Origin of the sequence: Salinivibrio sp. PR6 (genome assembly GCF_001995955.1) — a bacterium.
Taxonomy (GTDB): domain Bacteria; phylum Pseudomonadota; class Gammaproteobacteria; order Enterobacterales; family Vibrionaceae; genus Salinivibrio; species Salinivibrio siamensis.
The window spans coordinates 55,549-75,016 of record NZ_MUFA01000014.1 but is presented as its reverse complement, the minus strand read 5'-3'; the positions used below and the strand labels follow the sequence as shown (position 1 = coordinate 75,016).

Here is a 19,468-nt window from a genome sequence, read left to right as displayed (position 1 = left end):
GCGTTCAATCTGAGCCATGATCAAACTCTTCAATTTAAGTTTTTTCGAAACCGAAGTTTCAGCTCAATGAATACTGATTACTGTTTCTCTCCRAAGAGAAAAACGAATTGACTGTGCCGAACAACTGTAAAAGTTGTCGTTTGGTCACTCAGTTCATCGAATAAATCTTTTTGTCTATTCTCAACGAGTGCCCACACAGATTGCATAGGTCAAATTGTTAAAGAGCGTTGACGATGCGAAGCTGCGCTTCGCTTGGTCAGGGCTGCGTATCTTACGCGCCTTGCCGTTAAAGTCAAGAAGAAATTTTATCTTTTATTTTCAACCCGCCGGGTGAAATAAAACCTCTTTTTGACTCCCCTAACGCTTGGCGTTAAGTAGGCCGGCCATCTTAATCTTTTAAAAACTCACGTCAAGCGTTTATTTTTATTTGATTTTTTGCCCCGACATGGCCGCTGAACGCTTGCCCTGCGTGCCGTGTCGATGGAGGCGCATTATAGAGAAGCTGATCAGGTTGGCAAGTCCTTTTTAGGTGTTTTTTAGAAAAAAACTGTCACTCGCTGTTTTTTTACTCGCTAGGGTGTAAAACTGGTATCAAACTCGCCGCTATTTAGCACTGTTAATAGAGAAAAGAGGGATTTGTGATGGCAAAACAGCTGCGCGCTTATAAAGGCATGACGCCTCAGCTTGGCGAACGCGTCTATATTGATGAATCCAGTGTATTGGCTGGCGATATTACGCTAGGCGATGATGTGAGTATTTGGCCGCTGGTTGCAGCGCGTGGTGACGTGAACCATATCCAGATTGGCGCTCGGACCAATGTTCAAGATGGCTCAGTCCTTCATGTTACTCACAAAAATGCCGAAAACCCACAAGGTTACCCGCTGATCATTGGCGAAGAAGTGACAATCGGCCACAAAGTCATGTTACACGGCTGTCGGATTGGCAACCGAGTCCTAGTGGGAATGGGGACGATTATTCTCGATGACGCTGTGATAGAAGATGAAGTGCTGATTGGCGCTGGCAGTTTAGTCCCGCCCGGAAAACGCTTAGAGAGTGGCTATCTGTATGTCGGCTCACCGGTCAAACAAGTTCGCCCCCTTACCGACAAAGAGCGTGCTTATTTTGCACGCTCAGCGCAAAACTATGTCGACACCAAAGACATCTACCGCTGCGAGTGCTAAATCAGCAAGCTGCCATCGGCTTCAAACGCTTCTGACTCGATGGCCGCTTCCATGTGCTCTTCAATATCAAACCAAACCTGTTCGACAATCGCCTGCGCATTATCCGTGTCCACCGCACAGCCGGCGAGCGCGGATAAGGTGGTAAATCGGACAGCGCATGGTAACAATGCACCATTAAGTTGGCCGTAAAAACAAACACGGGCCTTTGCCGTGTCGACCTGCGCTTGGTCCGCAGCCAGAATAAACGATTGATTCATTGATTGAGTGCCTCTCTTAACTGCTCACGCACACGTTCGGTTTGTGGCCGACAGCCGCGCCATATAGCAAAGCTTTCCGCCGCTTGTTCCACCAGCATGCCCAAGCCGTCTAAACACCGCCCTGCTCCTTGGCGTTGCGCCCACTGGTTGCTGGTTGTGCAGCCAGCTTGATACACCATGTCATAGACAGTGGTCGCTGGACCAATCGCGCCATGAGGGAGAGGAGGATAGCTTTGATGTAAACTCGCCGAGGTCGCGTTAATGATCACATCGACCGGCGCCGCCATGGGGCTATCCACGGCATGACTGGCGATCGGTCCGGCCTCACCAAATGCAGCGGCTAATTGCTGGGCTTTTTGCTCGGTGCGATTCACTATCATCAGCAATGCTGGCTCTTGCTCCAGTAAAGGAAGCAACACACCCCTTGCTGCACCGCCTGCTCCCACAACCATAATGCGCTTATCGCGCAGTGCCACATGATGGTAGTGTAAGTCAGTCACCAAACCTGCCCCATCAGTATTATCACCCAGTAGGGAACCATCGCTTTGCTTAACCAGCGTATTCACGGCACCGGCGCGGCAGGCACGCTCTGTCAGTGTATCAACCCAATCATACGCTTGCTGTTTAAAAGGCACGGTCACATTGGCGCCGCGCCCTCCTTGCGCAAAAAACGCCTGCATACTGGTCACAAAGCCTTCGAGCGGTGCCTCAATGGCTTGATAGTCGATGTCTTGTTGGGTTTGCGTCGCAAATGCGGCGTGGATCTGCGGCGACTTACTGTGGCCAATCGGGTGGCCGACCACACAATAACGATCGGTCATCTGTTACCACTCCCTCGGTTTAAGATAGTCGCGATAGAGTCTCGCTTCCGGCGCGTTTTCATCGGGTGACCAATTATATTCCCAACGTGCCATCGGCGGCATCGACATCAGGATAGATTCGGTACGCCCACCACTTTGTAAGCCAAATAGCGTACCTCTGTCATACACCAAGTTAAATTCGACATAGCGTCCGCGGCGATAAAGCTGGAAATCTCGCTCACGCTCACCATAAGGCGTGGCTTTGCGGCGCTGTACAATCGGCAGGTAGGCATCGATAAAGCCTTTTCCAACCGCTTGGGTATAGGCAAAGCACTGTTCGAATGGCCATTGGTTCAAATCATCAAAGAAAAGCCCACCGACGCCACGGGTTTCATCGCGATGGGGCAGATAAAAATAGCGATCGCACCACGCCTTGTGATCAGCGTACACGCTATCACCGAAGGGCGCGCACAAGACTTTGGCGGTCTCATGCCAATGCTGGCAATCTTCCTCGAACGGATAGAAAGGCGTAAGGTCAAAGCCACCGCCAAACCACCACACAGGATCGGCGCCTTCCTTTTCAGCAATGAAAAACCGCACGTTCGCATGCGAGGTCGGCACGTACGGGTTGTGAGGGTGGATTACCAACGACACCCCCATGGCCTCAAAGCAGCGCCCGGCAAGCTCTGGACGGTGCGCGGTCGCCGAGGCAGGCATTTGATCGCCAAATACGTGCGAGAAGTTCACTCCCGCTTGCTCAAACACTTGGCCCTGACGCAGGACGCGACTGCGACCACCGCCCCCTTTCTCACGCTCCCACGCATCTTCAATAAAATGCGCTTGACCATCTTCTTGCGCAAGCTGCTGGCAAATATCATCTTGGAGCTGGAGGAAAAAAGCCTTCACGGCTTGCTTATCAATTGTCGATTGACCGTGTGCCACGCTCACATCCTTTGTTACTGAGACTATATGCGTACTTTACCTGATCCACGCAGTGGGATCTTGACGGAATTTCATCCCCCACCGCCGACGCAAACGTTTTCCTTGCGGTGAAATCTGGGTATAATTCGCGCCACGCTCAGCTTATCTTATTCACGCTTGTCATCAAGAAGGACGTATTATGACTGTCGGTATCATCATGGGCTCGCAATCCGATTGGCCTACCATGACACATGCAGCGGCTATGTTGGATCATTTTGCCATCCCTTACGAAACCCGTATTGTCTCCGCCCATCGCACACCACAGTTACTTGCCGACTACGCCCAACAAGCGGCCGAGCGCGGGATTAAAGTGATTATTGCCGGCGCTGGAGGGGCCGCCCATTTGCCTGGGATGACCGCCGCACACACCAGCCTGCCGGTGCTCGGCGTGCCGGTCCAGTCAAAAGCGTTAAAGGGCATGGACTCATTGCTTTCTATTGCTCAAATGCCCAAGGGCGTGGCAGTAGGCACGCTCGCCATTGGTGACGCAGGCGCCGCGAATGCAGGCCTCCTTGCCGCACAAATTCTCGCAACGGCCGACCCTGATTTGATGGCAAAAGTGGATGCGTTTCGCCAAGCGCAAACTGAAGCCGTTCTCGCTCAACCCAACCCACAAGGGTAAGGCCATGAATATTCTTGTGTTAGGCGCGGGACAACTGGCCCGGATGATGGCCTTGGCCGGCGCGCCGCTCAATCTTATCGTCAGCGCCTATGATGTGCGTAGTGGCGACATTGTTCACCCACTGACGCTGCAACCACTGGGGCACGGCCTCAATACGGCCATCGCCGGCGCGGATATTATCACCGCGGAATTTGAGCATATCCCCGCTGATATCTTGCATCACTGCGAGCAAAGCGGGAAGTTACGCCCCAGTGCCCAAGCGATTCTAACCGGTGGTGACCGCCAAATTGAGAAAGCGCTGCTGATGCAAGCAGGTGTCGCCAATGCACCGTACCGTGTGGTGTATACACAGGCTGATTTAGAAAAGGCGGTCGACGCACTGGGCGCGCCCTTAGTACTCAAAAGCACCTTGGATGGCTATGACGGCAAAGGACAGTGGCGCTATCGTGACGGCGATGATCTTCACGCATTGTGGGCAGAGCTCGACGCCTTTCTTAGCGCGCCAGAGCAACGCGATGGCCAAGCCATCATTGCCGAAGCCATGATCCCTTTTGACAGAGAAGTGTCACTGATTGGTGTGCGTGGCGCGAATGGTGAATTTGCCAGCTATAGCCTGACCCAAAACCACCATCATGATGGGATACTCACCTTGTCTGTGGTGCGCCCAGATGAGCATGCTTTGCAAACACAAGCCGCGGACATGTTAGAAAAGATTGCCAGCGCGCTGAACTATGTGGGGGTACTCGCGGTGGAATTCTTTGATGTAGACGGCAGCTTGCTGGTGAACGAGATAGCACCTCGGGTGCACAACTCCGGTCACTGGACACAGCAAGGTAGCGCGTGTTGCCAATTTGAAAACCACCTGCGCGCCGTCAGCGGCTTACCCCTCGGCCCGACCGAGTTAATCCAGCCGACGGCGATGATCAATATCTTAGGCCAAGGCAGTGTCCCGCTTGCGACCTATCGTGATGCCCATGTGCATTGGTACAACAAAACGCCTCGTCCGGGGCGCAAAGTGGGCCATATTAATGTCACGGCCACATCGAACGCGGCGCTTGCCACCAAGTTAGCCAGTCTCGCCAGCTACCTCCCCGACGATGCTTTTCACGGTTTGAAATCGGCGGCACTAGCTCTCGCCGCGCAAACCGATTAGCCTTCGCTCTCCGATTCTGCAGCCGATTCACCTTGAATCGCGCTGCAGGACTTATCGGCACATTGGTGTACTGTCTTGCCACCTTTCTTACGCTCCACCAGCAGCGCAAAGCCACATTGCTCGCAGGTGCCGGCTATCGGTTGTGCATTTACTGCAAAATGACACTTAGGGTATTGGTCACAGGCAAAAAAGCGCTTACCGTAACGCGAGGTGCGCTCCACCAGCTCACCTTTGTGGCAGGATGGACAGGTTAGGGTAGTATGATCGGGTTCATCCGGTTTTTCGATATGCGTACATTGCGGGAACTGATCGCAGCCAATAAACATACCGAATCGACCTTGGCGTAACACCAATTCTCCCTGATGACACGCCGGACAAGCCACGCCAAGCGCTTTTACTATGTGGCCATCACCATGATGTAACGCTTTGGTATAGTCGCACTCTGGGTAGGCCGTACAGGCCAGAAACGGGCCTCGCTTGCCCGATTTAAACGCAAGAGCGCTGCCACATTCCGGGCAGCGCTCGTGGGTGTTCGGGGTGTTATCTTTACTCATTCACACCTTTTACTGTCATTGATAAGCGTTAATGCACGTATCCCTCTTGTGCGTCGTACAGCATTTCTTCCATCTGTGTATACGCACGTTCGTTACCAGGAACGTTAAACAGCACCATCAAAATAACCCATTTTAGATCATCAAGACCAAATTCTTGGGTCTCAAGTTCCATCACCCGATCGATGACCATTTCACGCGTTTCCGGTGAAAGCACCCCGGCTTGCTCTAAGAATAAGAGAAAGCCTCGGCTTTCTTGGTCGATAAAGCGTGTTTCTTGCTCGGTATAGATTCGAATCGAGCTTTGGGCACTGCCTGATAGGTAAGGCTGTTTATCCGCATTTTGCAACTGTGCCAGCTTTTCAAGCCAGTTCAGGGCTTTATATATATCGTCTTGATGAAAACCCGCGCGGGACAATTCATCTGCTAACTCGTCCTGATCGATCATCACTTCCACATCGCTGTGGATGTAGGTTTCGAACAGGTACATAAGAATGTCCATCATGGCTAGCCCCTCCTCGTTCTGACATAGCCACCGGGTACTGCTGCTACAAGCCCCTGGAGTTCTAAGTCTAACAACTGCATCATGATTTCGTGAACCGGTTGGTTGCAGCGCTCAGCCAGTACGTCGACACACGTCGCGTTAGTCCCTACGTTAGCCAACAGCGCAGAAAATGGCAATCCTTCGTGCGTATCTAACTTGGGTGCATCACTAAATAATTCGTTTTGCTGACTCACAGCAAACTGAACCAAGCTATCCACATCACTTATAATATCATCAACACAATCGACTAACACGGCGCCTTGTTTTATCAATTGGTGGCAACCTCGCGATTGGACTTGGTCTATGGGACCGGGAATCGCAAACACACTCCGGTTTTGCTCTAGCGCATAACGTGCCGTGATCAGTGACCCACTTTGCGGTGCGGCCTCTACCACTAATACGCCTGCCGACAACCCACTGATCAACCGGTTGCGGCGCGGAAAGTGTTCGGATCTTGGCGGGGCGTCCGGCCAAAACTCTGAAACAAGCGCCCCCTGCGCTTCAATCCGCTTGGCCAATGCGCGATGCCGGGCGGGATACACATTGGCCAGTCCGCTTCCCAGCACCGCCAAGGTTTTTCCGCCGCCCTCGAGTGCGCCTTTGTGTGCCCGGCCATCGATACCTAGCGCAAGCCCACTGGTGATCGCAACGCCATGCTCAACCAGTTGTTTGGCAAATTGAAACGCCGTTTCTAGCCCTTGCGGTGTCGCGTGTCGACTGCCCACCATCGCCAATTGAGGCATCGCCAAGCAAGTCAGATCGCCTTGCACATACAAGACCAAAGGCGGCCGTGCGATTTCTCGGAGTAGTGCAGGATAAGCTGGATGGTCAAAGCCAATCAGGTGGCAATGCTCTTGCCTCGCCCACTCAAGGCTACGCTCAATCATGACATGATTAGGGTGCATAATGGCCTGACATTGCTCAGCGGTTAAGCCAACCGCGGCAAGCTCATGATGGGTTTGGTCACACAATGCGTCGATGGGCATTTTAGCTAACAGCGCGCGCCGCTGCGGGACGCGCAACCGCGGCACTTGAGTCAGCGTCAACCATCCTCGCAGCGATTTATCGTGCATAGGCCGGTTGAGAAGATGGCGGTACCACATGCATGCCGGCTTTGATCGGCTGACGCGCTTGGGTGATCACCGCCAAGCTAACCCAAGGATAAGCCCGAACGACCATGGTTTGTCCCACCGTCACATCAGGCATGGGTGTGATGGATTGTGTCGTGCTTTCATTCGCGTTTTGATAGCGATACTCACCGGGGTCATTTAACACCTTGGCCCCCCCTTCGGTGACAGTAAACATTTGCCCGGTCGTCACGCCATCATTGGCACCTTTATCGAGCACCACCAGCTGACCATTCGCGACATACTCACTGCCATAAAGATGCCCTAATAACCTCGCGTCGGTTTGAGCCGCTTGGGGCCAAAAGCGCGCATGCGTGTTCTCGGGCAAAGGTAACAAGACATCATTGGGCCGTACTTCCTGCACCACGCGTGTCAGTGTCATCACACTGCGCCCTTCACTTCGCGCACGGATACGTCCGTCAGCCACATGTTTTAAGCTCACCATAGCGATCGGTTCGGCGCTAGCCTCTGACGTCGCAGGGCGTAAAAAGGTTTTCTCAACCCGAAAAACCTGCCAGTTTTTGGCACCCAGCGACGCATCCACATACAGGGTATCGTGCACTGACAGATATTGACGCCCATCTGTAGAGCCAAGAACACGAGGCAGCGCCACCAAACGCGCCTTTTCGACCAGCATATCCTGTTGTAAATAGGGCAGCAGCATAGGATCGACACTGCTAAGCGCTGACGTCTTGGGTGCATCTCCCTTTGCTGCAATCGCTCGCCTAGGCTTGTAGCTGACGGCCGGTTTCCCCGCTTGCCATGTGAGGGTGAGCACATCGCCAGGATAAATAAGATTGGGATCCTTTATAGCCGGATTTGCGTACCATACGTCACGCCATTGCCAAGGATTATCGAAAAAGGTGGCGGCGATATCCCACAGGGTATCCCCCCGCTCAACCACGTATCGCTGACTCTCGGCAGGGCCGGCTGCCAGCACTGGTAGCGCGATAGCCAATAGCCCAGCGGCGGCGAGATTGAATAGCTTTCTTGTCATCAATGTCTTCCTCACCCGACGAATGATGCTGATGCTGTCAATTGGCTGGCAAAATGTCTAGAATTAACCCAATTACCCCGTGCCGCTTTCGGCACAGTTCAATTTTTATGAGACGTTATGGCTTTACTGAACGTATTAACATTCCCAGATGAGCGCCTTCGCACCGTGGCCAAGCCGGTGGACGCTGTCACACCTGAGATCCAGAAAATGGCTGATGACATGATTGAAACCATGTACGCCCAAGACGGTATTGGTCTCGCGGCCACTCAGGTTGATTTTCACCAACGCATGGTGGTGATTGATGTCTCCGAAACCCGCGATCAGCCCATGGTGCTTATCAATCCAGAAATCATCGAAAAGCGCGGTGAAGATGGCATTGAAGAAGGATGCTTATCTGTGCCCAGTGCACGCGCATTGGTTCCGCGTGCGGCAGAAGTGACCGTAAAAGCGCTGGATCGCGACGGCAACGCTATCCAGTTTGATGCCGACGACCTGCTAGCGATTTGTATTCAGCATGAGCTTGACCATTTAGAAGGTAAGCTGTTTGTGGACTACCTATCGCCGCTGAAACGTCAGCGCATCAAGCAAAAGATGGAAAAAATCAAACGCGCTAACCAGAAAGCAAGCTGAGGTCACTTTGAGCACACCGCTGCGTATAGTATTTGCGGGCACGCCGGATTTTGCCGCGCGCCATTTACAAGCCCTGCTCGATAGTGAGCATAAGGTGATTGCGGTTTATAGCCGTGAAGATAAACCCGCTGGCCGAGGCAAGAAGCTCACGGCAAGCCCCGTTAAACAGCTTGCGCTTGAGCATGACTTACCCGTGTATCAGCCTCGCACGTTGCGTGATGAACAAGCACAAGCGGAGCTGGCTGCCTTGAACGCCGACGTGATGGTCGTGGTCGCTTACGGGCTGATTCTGCCCAAGCCCGTATTGGACACCCCCAAGTTAGGGTGTATTAATGTGCATGGCTCCATTCTGCCACGTTGGCGTGGCGCCGCTCCTATCGAACGAGCAGTATGGGCTGGTGACAATGAGACGGGGGTCACCATCATGCAGATGGATGAAGGGCTCGACACGGGCGATATGCTTAAAATTGCGACCTTGCCCATTGATGAGAAAGAAACCAGTGGTAGCCTATATTTGCGCCTTGCGGAGCTGGGTCCACAGGCATTGATTGATTGTCTTAATGACATGGCTAACGGCATTATTCTTGCTGAGCCACAAAACGATGCCAAAGCCAACTATGCCGAAAAGCTCAGTAAGCAAGAAGCGCAGATCGATTGGCATCAAGACGCCGCGTTTATCGAACGTTGTGTACGGGCATTTAACCCGCGCCCGGTCAGCTACTTCACCTTAGGTGAGCAAAACATCAAGGTGTGGGGCGCTAACGCAATAGATATCGACGTGGACGCGGCGCCAGGCACAGTGATCAACACTGACAAACATGGCATTCAGGTCGCGACCGGAAAAGGCGTGATCCAGCTGACCCAACTACAACCCCCGGGCAAAAAAGCCATGCAAGCGCATGAACTACTGAATGCACGTCGTGAATGGTTTGAAACAGGCACCCAACTATAGCGTGCCACCGATACGTGAGAAGAAGGCCAGTACGCTGGCCTTTTTTAATCTGACCCACACTATCGTCTGATGCCAATTTGGCCTTTGAATAGGTAAACATATGAATGTAAGAGCCGCGGCCGCCCGCGTTCTGTATCAAGTGGTTGATCAGGGCCAGTCATTGTCCCAGCAGCTCCCCCTCGCTCAACAGAAGGTCGCCCCGCGTGATGCTGCTTTGTTGCAAGAGATTTGCTATGGCACCTTGCGCTGGTTACCGCGATTAGAGCATATCGTGCAAGCCCTGATGGATAAGCCACTGAAAGGCAAACAACGAGTCTTTCATCACCTCATTCTGGTCGGGTTGTATCAATTAGGCTATATGCGCATCCCGGCCCATGCCGCCGTGGCTGAAACCGTGAATGCCACCAAGCCATTGAAGCGCCCACAATTACGTGGATTGATTAACGCCATTTTGCGCAATTATCAACGCGATCAAGATGCGCTAGACCAAGCCAGCCAAGCGCATGATGCTGGTCATTACTGCCATCCCGGCTGGTTGCTCAAACGCCTTCAGACAGCCTATCCATCAAATTGGCAAGACATTGTGGCGGCAAATCATCAAAAAGCGCCGATGTGGCTGCGCGTCAACCGCCAGCACCATTCTCGAGACAGTTATCAAGCACAGCTTCAACAGGCCGGTATTGGTGCCAGTGCCCATCCAGATGCCATGGACGCTCTGAAACTCGACGCGCCGTGTGATGTGTCTCGCCTCCCCGGCTTTGACCAGGGCTGGGTGTCGGTACAAGATGCCGCCGCGCAGCTAGCTGTCGATTACCTCCAACCCGCGTCTGCAGAACATATTCTCGACTGCTGTGCCGCGCCAGGAGGGAAAACGTGTCATATCCTTGAGCACCAGCCTGATGCCATCGTGACGGCCATTGATGCCGATGAAAACCGCTTATCCCGGATCAAAGAGAACCTGTCACGGTTAGGGCTGAATGCTGATGTGAAACACGCGGATGCCCGTGAGCCGAGCGCTTGGCATCAAGGGCCTGCATTTGATCGTATATTACTGGATGCCCCTTGTTCAGCCACAGGCGTGATCCGGCGTCATCCCGACATTAAGTGGCTACGCCGTGATAGTGACATTCACGCTCTGGTCACGTTACAGGCAGAGATTTTAGACACAATGTGGCAGCAATTGGCGCCAGGCGGTACGCTGGTTTACGCCACCTGCTCAGTGTTACCGGATGAGAACCGCGAGCAAATCCGTGCCTTTTTAGCCCGTGAACCTTCCGCGATACTGCGCACCGGCTCGCAAGCGCAGCCTGGTCGCCAGATTTTGCCAGGCGAAGACGACATGGACGGTTTCTATTATGCACGCCTAGAGAAGCCTTTGTGCGACTAGGCAGGGAGTGAAAGTAGCATGAAAATCATCATCTTGGGTGCAGGACAAGTCGGCGGCACCCTGGCAGAAAACCTGGTAGGGGAAAACAATGATATCACCATTGTTGACCGCGCCCCCGAACGACTGCGTGAGCTACAAGATAAGTATGACTTACGCGTGGTACAGGGGTTTGCCAGTCACCCAACCACGCTGCAAGAAGCCGGCGCTCAAGATGCAGATATGCTGGTCGCGGTGACCAACTCAGACGAAACCAATATGATCGCCTGTCAGGTCGCGTATACACGTTTTAATACACCAAACCGCGTCGCTCGGATCCGCAGCCCTGAATACTTGGCGGTGAAAGAGCAACTGTTTAACAGCGACGCGTGTCCGGTTGACCATCTTATCGCCCCTGAAGAGCTGGTCACTCGTTATATTCGTCGTCTAATTGAATACCCAGGCGCCTTACAGGTGGTCAGCTTTGCCGACAAAAAGGTCGGTCTGGTTGCGGTTAAGGCGTATTACGGCGGACCTTTGGTCGGTAAAGCCTTGTCCGCCTTGCGTGAGCATATGCCGCATGTCGATACCCGTGTCGCCGCTATTTTCCGTCGTGACCGGCCCATTCGTCCACAAGGCACCACCATCATCGAAGCCGATGATGAAGTCTTTTTCGTCGCCGCGAGTAACCATATTCGCTCGGTGATGAGTGAATTACAGCGCCTTGAAAAACCCTACAAACGCATCATGATTGTTGGTGGTGGCAACATTGGTGCCGGCCTCGCGATGGCGTTGGAGCGTCAATACAGCGTGAAGTTGATTGAGCGTAACCCCTCCCGTGCGGAGCACCTTTCTGAGTTACTTGAAGAAACCACGGTGTTTTGTGGCGATGCCTCTGATCAAGAACTGCTCAGTGAAGAGCACATTGATCAGATTGATGTGTTTATCGCGGTCACCAACGAAGACGAAGCCAATATTATGTCGGCCATGTTGGCAAAACGCCTTGGCGCGAAAAAAGTCATGGTGCTTATCCAGCGCGGCGCTTATGTGGACTTAGTGCAAGGCGGGGTGATTGATATTGCCATTTCCCCTCAACAGGCGACGATATCTGCGCTACTCACCCATGTGCGCCGCGCAGACATTGTTAATGTCTCGTCACTACGACGCGGCGCCGCTGAGGCGATTGAAGCCATCGCCCATGGGGATGCGTCGACATCCAAAGTGGTCGGGCGCGCCATCGGCGAGATAAAACTGCCCCCCGGTACCACCATCGGTGCCGTGGTGCGCGGCGATGAAGTGTTAATTGCGCACGATAAAACCGTGATCCAGCAAGATGACCATGTGGTCTTGTTCTTGGTGAACAAAAAATATATTCCTGACGTTGAACGCCTGTTCCAGCCCAGTCCCTTCTTCCTATGATCCTCGCCTGCAGGCGTTGTTGCCTGCAGGCTCACGCTTTTTCGCTGTCTACTGCCGTTCCAATCACTTTGGGTATACACTAATAAAAGTTCTCTCGGTATCGATGACACACAAAGGAACGCCATGTCGGACGATAAGTTTCAGCAATCTACCAGCTTCCTCAAAAAAGCTGTGCCTTTGATGATGAAATACAAGGTGCCCACCACGCCCACCAACTATGCCCTGTGGTACACCTATGTCGCCAATACCGACGCCAAACTCAATGCGGATGTCGATGCCACCGTCGATGAGCACGGTACCTGTAGTCCGCTGCAAAGCGACATGCTTTACCAAAAACACATGGCCGATAAGCATAGCCGAGACATCAATGCGTTAAAGCAAAGCTTAGAATCGATGATGACCGAGATGAGCCACTCAATGTCAGATACTATCCAAGATACTGACGCTTTCCATTCGGTTCTCGATAACACCTTTGAACAGCTGTCACGGGTCGAAAATGAAGGGTTATCCATTGATGAGACCATTGCCGTGGTTCGCAACGTGGTCAAAGATTCGCAAGCGCTTACTCAGTCGACCCGCTACTTTAAACACCAGCTTAATGACGCGCAGCAAGAGATTGCGCAATTAAAGCAAAATTTGGCTGAGATGACCGAACAAGCCACTCATGATGGCCTAACCGGTTTGCTTAACCGGGCCGCCTTCGAGCGCGAACTCGCCGCCTACATTGATAGCCCACAAACCTGGCCGTTCTGCTTGGTACTGATCGATCTCGACCACTTCAAACACCTCAATGATACCTACGGCCATGTGCTCGGTGACATTGCCTTAAAGCAAGTTTCTAAACGGATCCTCGACTACTGTCGCGATGGCGTACAAGCCTTTCGCTACGGGGGCGAAGAATTTGCCTTGCTGGTGCCGCAAAAACGCCTCAGCACGGCCAAGCGCACCGCTGAAACATTGCGGGCGGCGATTGACCGCATGGTGATCAAAGACCGGCGTCGTGGCCGCACTCTAGACAGCATTACCGTATCGATAGGCGTCGCCGAGTATGACGAATATAAAGGTGAGAGCGGCGCAGATCTGATTTACCGTGCCGATCAGCACCTGTATCAAGCTAAAAACCTAGGCCGTAATCGCGTGATGCCGATTAATTAATCACCACCTGAGCGGAAATTGATCCTGGCTAAGTTTCACTTCAGTGTGGTCGGGCACAATGGCATTTTTTACGTGCCACACTGAGGACGCCCATATGCAATGCCACCGTATCAATGAGCTGCTCGACCTACTCAATCAATCTTGGCAAAAAACCCCTGACTGTTCTCTGATGCAAATGCTCATCCAGATCGCTGATGAAGCCGGTCATGGTCAGGATATCACCACACTGTCAGACGATACCTTGATCTATCAGCTTAAGATGCGACTAGAAGATACTGATGCCCCCATTCCTGGGCTAGCCAAAGATTGTGAAGACGATTTTAAAGCCGCGATTTTGCGCGCACGCGGGATCCCGCCTCAGCAATCGTCGTGAAAGCAGTCTGGCTAATCGTCTGTTATAGCTAGATTTCATTGAGTTTGTGGCTATGTTGCAAACTATGACTCTGGTAGCGTATTCAAGGAGTTCGCTGCGCTACAATCACAGGCAACAATGATAATCAGGGCCTGGCAACGCACCATGGACCCGTACCCCAAGGAAAGCCAATGTCATGAGCGATAAAAAAATCAACGTCAAAGACGTGACTGCAAAAGAGTACAACCCCAAAACTCACAAAGGGGCTGACGACCGTTTCAACCCAAGCAATCGTATTTATGTGCGTGCGGTAAAAGGCTATTACCAGCGTATGCGACGCTATATGGGCTGGTTTTTCATGCTGGTGTTCCTCGCCATTCCATGGCTCCCATACCAAGGACGCCAAGCCATCTTACTCGACATCGGTAATCAGAAATTTACCTTTTTTGGCACCACACTCTGGCCACAAGACCTTACCTTGCTGGCTGCACTATTGATGCTCGCGGCATTTGGCCTTTTCTTTATCACCACCTTTCTTGGCCGCGTGTGGTGTGGGTATTTATGCCCGCAAACCGTGTGGACCTTCTTATTTATTTGGTTTGAAGAAAAACTCGAAGGCGCCGCCAACAAGCGCCGCAAGCAAGACTCGTTAAAACTGACGCCTGAGCTAGCCGCGCGCAAAACCGCTAAACACGCGGCATGGTGGGCGATCTCCTTGATTACCGGGATGACCTTCGTTGGCTACTTTGTGCCAATGCGCGAGTTAGCTATCGATTTAGTCACCTTTGATACCAGCTTCTGGGTCGGTTTTTGGGTGATCTTCTTTGCCGCTTGTACTTATGGCAATGCAGGCTGGATGCGCTCGATTATGTGTATTCATATGTGCCCTTACGCACGCTTCCAGTCGGCGATGTTCGACAAAGACACCTTCATTGTCGGGTATGATGCTAAGCGCGGCGAAAAACGCGGCCCTCGTCCTCGCAAAAAAGATCCGAAAGAGTTGGGACTCGGTGACTGCATTGACTGTAATTTGTGTGTGCAGGTCTGCCCAACAGGCATCGATATTCGTGACGGCTTGCAATACGAATGTATCAACTGTGGTGCCTGTATCGATGCTTGCGATGAAACCATGGATAGGATGGGCTATGAGCGTGGACTGATTAGCTACACCACCGAGCACAAACTAGAAGGCAAGAAAACCGCCGTGATGCGACCTAAGCTCCTTGGCTACGGGGTCGTCATGACCATCGTCACCGCGATGTTCATCTACTTAGCGATGTCAGTGATGCCCATGGAGCTGGATGTGATTCGAGACCGAAACCAGCTTTATCGCATCAATAACCAAGGGTTGGTGGAAAACACTTATACCTTAAAAATCCTCAATAAAACCCAATCGGATGAGACGTACCAACTGTCGGTGAATGGGCTGAACGATGTGGAATGGCATGGCCCGCAAACGGTCAATGTCCAAGCAGGGGAAGTGTTCTCATTACCCATCAGCCTCGCCGTTGATACCTATGAGATGGAACAGCGTATCGCTGACATCACTTTTGTGATGGAACGTGAGTCGGGTGAGGAGCAAAAAGTGGTCACGGCAGAGAGTCGGTTTATCACGGACCTCTAATCGTCATTTTAATCCACAATGAAAGGGCGCAGGCAGCGCCCTTTTTATTTGTTACCATGGCGTTTTGCCACACAAACGGAATGCTCATGACTGACCATGGCTTTGACTTTCATACACTAACGCCAGATGTTCAGTTAAATGCGATTGAGTCGGTGGGGATCTATCCTCAATCAGGCTTGCTTGCGCTGAACAGCTATGAAAACCGTGTTGCCCAATTTGTCGCTGATGATGGCCAGCGCTATGTGGTGAAGTTTTACCGTCCCGGGCGATGGTCTAACGCGCAAATTCTCGAAGAGCACGCATTCTGTCATGAGCTCGCCCAGGCCGATATTCCCGTGGTAGCCCCAATCTACCGCGACGGTACAAGCCTGTTTACCGCCGAGGGGTTTCGCTTTGCGTTATTTCCCAGTGTCGGCGGCCGGGGTTTTGAAGTGGATAATTGGGATCAACTTGAGGCGGTCGGCCGTTACCTCGGCCGCCTACACCAAGTGGGCGCGGCGACCCCCTTCCAACAACGGGCAAAGTTTGATCTCGACAGTCATCTTTATCAACCTCGTCAGGTGTTAAATGAGGCAAATCTGATCCCAGAAGGCATTCAGGCAACCTTTTTCTCTGATCTTGACCGCTTAATTGACGCCATTGCCGCACGCTGGCATACAAATTGGCCGGCGATCCGCTTGCACGGCGACTGCCACCCCAGCAACATTCTGTGGCGCGACGGTCCGCTGTTTGTGGATTTTGACGACACGCGTAACGGCCCTGCGATTCAAGACTTGTGGCTGTTTTTAAACGGCAGTCGTGCCGATCAGCTCGCCCAACTCGATACCTTGGCAGAAGGTTATCGCGAATTTCGTGAAATTCCCGCCGATCAATTGCAACTGATCGAGCCGTTGCGTGGTCTGAGAATGGTGCACTATATGGCGTGGCTAGCAAAACGCTGGCAAGACCCGGCATTTCCACGTGCATTCCCTTGGTTTGCTGATGCAAAATACTGGGAAGGTCAGGTACTTGCATTTAAAGAACAACTTGCCACCTTAGAAGCGCCACCGCTTACGCTGTACCCGTAAGCGCTCAATCGATAACGGAGAGTCATTCAATCATGTTAAAGAAACTGTTTCCTGTGCTACTCATCCTCGGCTTAACCGCCTGCTCTGAGCCTGAGAGCGTGACACAAACGTCATCACAAACCACGCAAACGGCAGAGTCTACACAAACGCAGTCTGAATCCACCGCGCCTATGGAAGTGGCTGACGCTAAGCCGGGACGCTTTAAGGCGGGGGAAGACTACCAAGTGCTGGACACGCCAGCGACGGATACGCCCACAGTCACTGAGTTTTTCTCCTTCTACTGTCCTCACTGCTATCAATTTGAGCCACTGGTTCAACAGTTCAAACAGCAGGTGCCTGACAACGCCAAAGTGGTGAAAAATCACGTCTCCTTTATGGGCGGGGATATGGGCAGTGTCCTAACCCGTGCATACGCAACCGCCGTGGTACTGAATGCACAAGACACCATTATTCCAGTGATGTTCGATCGCATTCACGTGGCGCAAAACCCACCCAAATCATTGGCCGAGGTGCGCCAACTGTTCGTTGATAACGGCATTGATGGCCAAGAGTTTGATGGTGCTTACAACAGCTTTGCTGCCAACTCAATGGCGAAGCGCTTTGACCAATCGTTCGAAAAAGCGGGCCTGCGCGGCGTGCCTGCCGTGGTCGTCAATGGCAAGTATCATGTCACACCGAAAACCGTGGAAACCCCCGAAGAATACTTTCAGTTGATCAACTTCTTGCTTACCCAAAAGTAATTAGCTGACTTGGGCGTTGAGGTGGCGTAATAAGCCATCCATCGCCCGATACCCCAGCGCCTCAGCAAGGTGAGGACGCTGGATGGTGTCAACATCGGCCAAATCGGCAATGGTTCTCGCCACTTTAATGATCCTATGGTATGCCCGCACAGACAGTCCCAAACGATGCAGGGCTTGTTCTAAAAAAGCGGCATCGGTTTGAGCCAGTTGGCAATGTTGTTCCATTTCTCGATTGCTCAGCAACGCATTAACCTTACCTTGACGCGCCAACATCCTGGCTCGCGCCGCTTCAACTCGGGCTTTTACCACGACCGTTGACTCACCGCGCTCACCACCACTGGAGAGGCTCCCTCTTGGCAGTGCCGGAATATCAATCGACATATCAAACCTGTCCAATAATGGCCCAGACAAACGGGCTAGATAGCGCAAGATTTGCTGTGGGTTTGAGCGCGCGAGCTCTCCTTCATGATGGCCTGTGGGGCTGGGGTTTAATGCGCCTATCAGCTGAAAGCGTGCGGGAAAGCGGGTTTTGCCATTGGCGCGGGAGATAATAATCTCCCCCGACTCTAGCGGCTCACGCAGGGCATCAAGCACCCGGCGCTCGAACTCTGGCATCTCATCGAGAAACAGCACCCCATGGTGAGACAAAGAGATCTCTCCCGGGCGCGGAACGGTGCCACCCCCAACCAATGCCGCCATCGAGCTTGAGTGGTGTGGACTACGAAACGGGCGCCGACGCCAGTTTCCTTCATGCAAAGGTTGCTGGGTCAACGACGTGACCGCGGCTGATGCTAATGCCTCTTCATCATTCATAGGCGGGAGCAAATCACACAACCGCGAGGCTAGCATGGTTTTTCCGGTTCCGGGCGGGCCAACAAAAAGCAGATTATGTGAACCACTGGCGGCGATCTCTAGCGCGCGTTTTCCTTGTTGTTGGCCAATAATGTCACGCAAACACCGTGTTGAGGGAGGTTCGGGGGCTTCTACCTGTGTCGCATTCAAACCGAGATTTTGTTGACCAATGAGGTGCTGCGCCACCGCAATCAGATCAGGCGCTGACACATGGCGCTCATTATCCACCAATGCCACCTGGCTGGCGTTATCATCTGGCACCACCAGTGCGCGCTGCGCTTTTTGACAGGCAAGCGCGGCGGGCAAGGCCCCTTTAACCGGCCGTAGCTGTCCGGACAAAGCCAACTCCCCCAAAAACTCGAATTCGTTGAGCCGCTTTTCCGGCAGCTGCCCAGATGCAACCAAGATCCCGAGCGCTATCGGCAAATCAAACCGTCCACCTTCTTTGGGTAAGTCAGCCGGTGCAAGGTTAACGGTGATCCGGCGTGATGGGAACTCAAAGTTCGACGTCACAATTGCACTTCTCACCCTGTCCCGCGCTTCTTTCACCGTGGTTTCAGGCAGCCCCACCAGCGCAAACCCAGGTAAACCGTTAGATATGTGTACTTCTACAGTCACATTCGGTGCTTGCACGCCCACACAGGCTCGACTGTGCACTATCGCTAATGCCATTTTCTCTCCGCGTTACCCTTGTTAACCACTATGAAACCCGACTCTTATAGTGCAGAGCCAATTTATGATTAAGAGTATTTTTTTCTTGTCATGCGAGTGAGGTCTGTGATACCACTACAAATGCACAACAATTAAACACGAGACTCGGCGACAGATCGGGTTCGTGACTGACCTGTAACAAGCAGGCGTAAACAAAAACACAATTAACAAAAAGCCCATAAAATGGGCTAACGACAAGAAAAGACAGACAAATGCTTAACTTCGCTATCGTCCTAATTATTCGCCTCATCGTGGTCATTATTCCGCGAGGGGTTTAGGTACGCGAAACACAGCAGCAACATCGCAACCAAGCCCCCGCAACCAACAGGTTCGGGGGCTTTTTTCATTCATGTGGCGACGCCACGCGACAACGGAAGCAACAATGATGGA

The 19,468-nt window shown here is 52.6% G+C and carries 20 protein-coding genes; 12 read left to right on the top strand and 8 right to left on the bottom strand.

Annotated features, from left to right (window positions below):
• Positions 1-641 precede the first annotated feature (641 nt).
• Positions 642-1,181 carry a gamma carbonic anhydrase family protein gene (locus tag BZG72_RS12205; RefSeq protein ID WP_077607334.1) on the top strand — a complete coding sequence of 180 codons (540 nt, stop codon included), beginning with the start codon at positions 642-644 and terminating at the stop codon, positions 1,179-1,181.
• Here BZG72_RS12205 and BZG72_RS12200 read toward each other — a convergent pair.
• Genes BZG72_RS12200 through hemF form a run of 3 tightly spaced genes read right to left on the bottom strand, consistent with a single transcriptional unit; the run spans position 1,178 to position 3,180 of the window.
• Entirely contained in the window at positions 1,178-1,438 is a 261-nt protein-coding gene (locus BZG72_RS12200; protein WP_077666897.1) for a DUF1488 family protein, read from the bottom strand. The genes BZG72_RS12205 and BZG72_RS12200 overlap by 4 nt on opposite strands.
• Positions 1,435-2,259, bottom strand: coding sequence for a shikimate dehydrogenase (gene aroE, locus BZG72_RS12195; protein ID WP_077607332.1), 825 nt, complete (start codon positions 2,257-2,259; stop codon positions 1,435-1,437). The genes BZG72_RS12200 and aroE overlap by 4 nt, the downstream gene beginning before the upstream one ends.
• 3 nt (positions 2,260-2,262) lie before the next feature.
• The gene (hemF, locus tag BZG72_RS12190; RefSeq protein ID WP_077666896.1) at positions 2,263-3,180 is read right to left on the bottom strand and encodes an oxygen-dependent coproporphyrinogen oxidase; all 918 of its coding nucleotides are present in this window, start codon (positions 3,178-3,180) and stop codon (positions 2,263-2,265) included.
• A gap of 178 nt (positions 3,181-3,358) precedes the next feature.
• Between hemF and purE the strand changes: the two genes are divergently transcribed.
• A complete protein-coding gene (gene purE / locus BZG72_RS12185) occupies positions 3,359-3,841 on the top strand; it encodes a 5-(carboxyamino)imidazole ribonucleotide mutase (protein ID WP_069362358.1) in 483 nt (160 codons plus the stop codon).
• 4 nt (positions 3,842-3,845) lie between these two features.
• Positions 3,846-4,994 carry a 5-(carboxyamino)imidazole ribonucleotide synthase gene (locus BZG72_RS12180; protein WP_077666895.1) on the top strand — a complete coding sequence of 383 codons (1,149 nt, stop codon included), beginning with the start codon at positions 3,846-3,848 and terminating at the stop codon, positions 4,992-4,994.
• Here the strand turns inward: BZG72_RS12180 and BZG72_RS12175 are convergent.
• From BZG72_RS12175 to BZG72_RS12160, 4 genes are read right to left on the bottom strand one after another with little or no spacing between them, the layout of a single operon-like run.
• On the bottom strand, positions 4,991-5,548 hold the full coding sequence (locus BZG72_RS12175) for a DNA topoisomerase family protein (RefSeq protein WP_077666894.1): 558 nt from the start codon (positions 5,546-5,548) through the stop codon (positions 4,991-4,993). The two genes, BZG72_RS12180 and BZG72_RS12175, sit on opposite strands and share 4 nt — an antisense overlap.
• Positions 5,549-5,576: 28 nt before the next feature.
• Positions 5,577-6,050 carry a DUF494 family protein gene (locus BZG72_RS12170; RefSeq protein WP_046074885.1) on the bottom strand — a complete coding sequence of 158 codons (474 nt, stop codon included), beginning with the start codon at positions 6,048-6,050 and terminating at the stop codon, positions 5,577-5,579.
• A 2-nt stretch (positions 6,051-6,052) separates the two neighbouring features.
• Complete coding sequence (dprA, locus tag BZG72_RS12165) at positions 6,053-7,192, bottom strand: DNA-processing protein DprA (protein ID WP_241832550.1); 1,140 nt, start codon at positions 7,190-7,192, stop codon at positions 6,053-6,055.
• Positions 7,152-8,213 (bottom strand): LysM peptidoglycan-binding domain-containing protein, encoded by a 1,062-nt coding sequence (locus BZG72_RS12160; protein ID WP_077666892.1) that lies wholly within the window; start codon positions 8,211-8,213, stop codon positions 7,152-7,154. The genes dprA and BZG72_RS12160 overlap by 41 nt, the downstream gene beginning before the upstream one ends.
• A gap of 117 nt (positions 8,214-8,330) precedes the next feature.
• On the opposite strand from BZG72_RS12160, the gene def reads away from it, so the two are divergent.
• The 9 genes from def to BZG72_RS12115 all read left to right on the top strand — a co-directional run bounded on the left by def (position 8,331) and on the right by BZG72_RS12115 (position 17,515).
• On the top strand, positions 8,331-8,843 hold the full coding sequence (def, locus tag BZG72_RS12155) for a peptide deformylase (RefSeq protein ID WP_046074882.1): 513 nt from the start codon (positions 8,331-8,333) through the stop codon (positions 8,841-8,843).
• A 7-nt stretch (positions 8,844-8,850) separates the two neighbouring features.
• Complete coding sequence (gene fmt / locus BZG72_RS12150; protein WP_077666891.1) at positions 8,851-9,795, top strand: methionyl-tRNA formyltransferase; 945 nt, start codon at positions 8,851-8,853, stop codon at positions 9,793-9,795.
• 100 nt (positions 9,796-9,895) lie between these two features.
• Complete coding sequence (rsmB, locus tag BZG72_RS12145; RefSeq protein ID WP_077666890.1) at positions 9,896-11,182, top strand: 16S rRNA (cytosine(967)-C(5))-methyltransferase RsmB; 1,287 nt, start codon at positions 9,896-9,898, stop codon at positions 11,180-11,182.
• 18 nt (positions 11,183-11,200) lie between these two features.
• Positions 11,201-12,577, top strand: coding sequence for a Trk system potassium transporter TrkA (gene trkA, locus BZG72_RS12140; RefSeq protein WP_046074879.1), 1,377 nt, complete (start codon positions 11,201-11,203; stop codon positions 12,575-12,577).
• A 123-nt stretch (positions 12,578-12,700) separates the two neighbouring features.
• Complete coding sequence (locus BZG72_RS12135; RefSeq protein WP_046074878.1) at positions 12,701-13,732, top strand: GGDEF domain-containing protein; 1,032 nt, start codon at positions 12,701-12,703, stop codon at positions 13,730-13,732.
• Positions 13,733-13,826: 94 nt separating this feature from the next.
• Positions 13,827-14,105, top strand: coding sequence for a YihD family protein (locus tag BZG72_RS12130; protein WP_046074877.1), 279 nt, complete (start codon positions 13,827-13,829; stop codon positions 14,103-14,105).
• A 175-nt stretch (positions 14,106-14,280) separates the two neighbouring features.
• A complete protein-coding gene (ccoG, locus tag BZG72_RS12125) occupies positions 14,281-15,708 on the top strand; it encodes a cytochrome c oxidase accessory protein CcoG (RefSeq protein ID WP_046074876.1) in 1,428 nt (475 codons plus the stop codon).
• Positions 15,709-15,794: 86 nt separating this feature from the next.
• The gene (locus BZG72_RS12120) at positions 15,795-16,775 is read left to right on the top strand and encodes a serine/threonine protein kinase (protein ID WP_077666889.1); all 981 of its coding nucleotides are present in this window, start codon (positions 15,795-15,797) and stop codon (positions 16,773-16,775) included.
• A 170-nt stretch (positions 16,776-16,945) separates the two neighbouring features.
• Positions 16,946-17,515, top strand: a complete 570-nt coding sequence (locus BZG72_RS12115; RefSeq protein ID WP_077666898.1) for a thiol:disulfide interchange protein DsbA/DsbL — start codon at positions 16,946-16,948, stop codon at positions 17,513-17,515.
• Here BZG72_RS12115 and BZG72_RS12110 read toward each other — a convergent pair whose 3' ends face one another.
• Positions 17,516-19,039, bottom strand: a complete 1,524-nt coding sequence (locus BZG72_RS12110; RefSeq protein WP_046074874.1) for a YifB family Mg chelatase-like AAA ATPase — start codon at positions 19,037-19,039, stop codon at positions 17,516-17,518.
• Between the last annotated feature and the right edge of the window lie 429 nt (positions 19,040-19,468).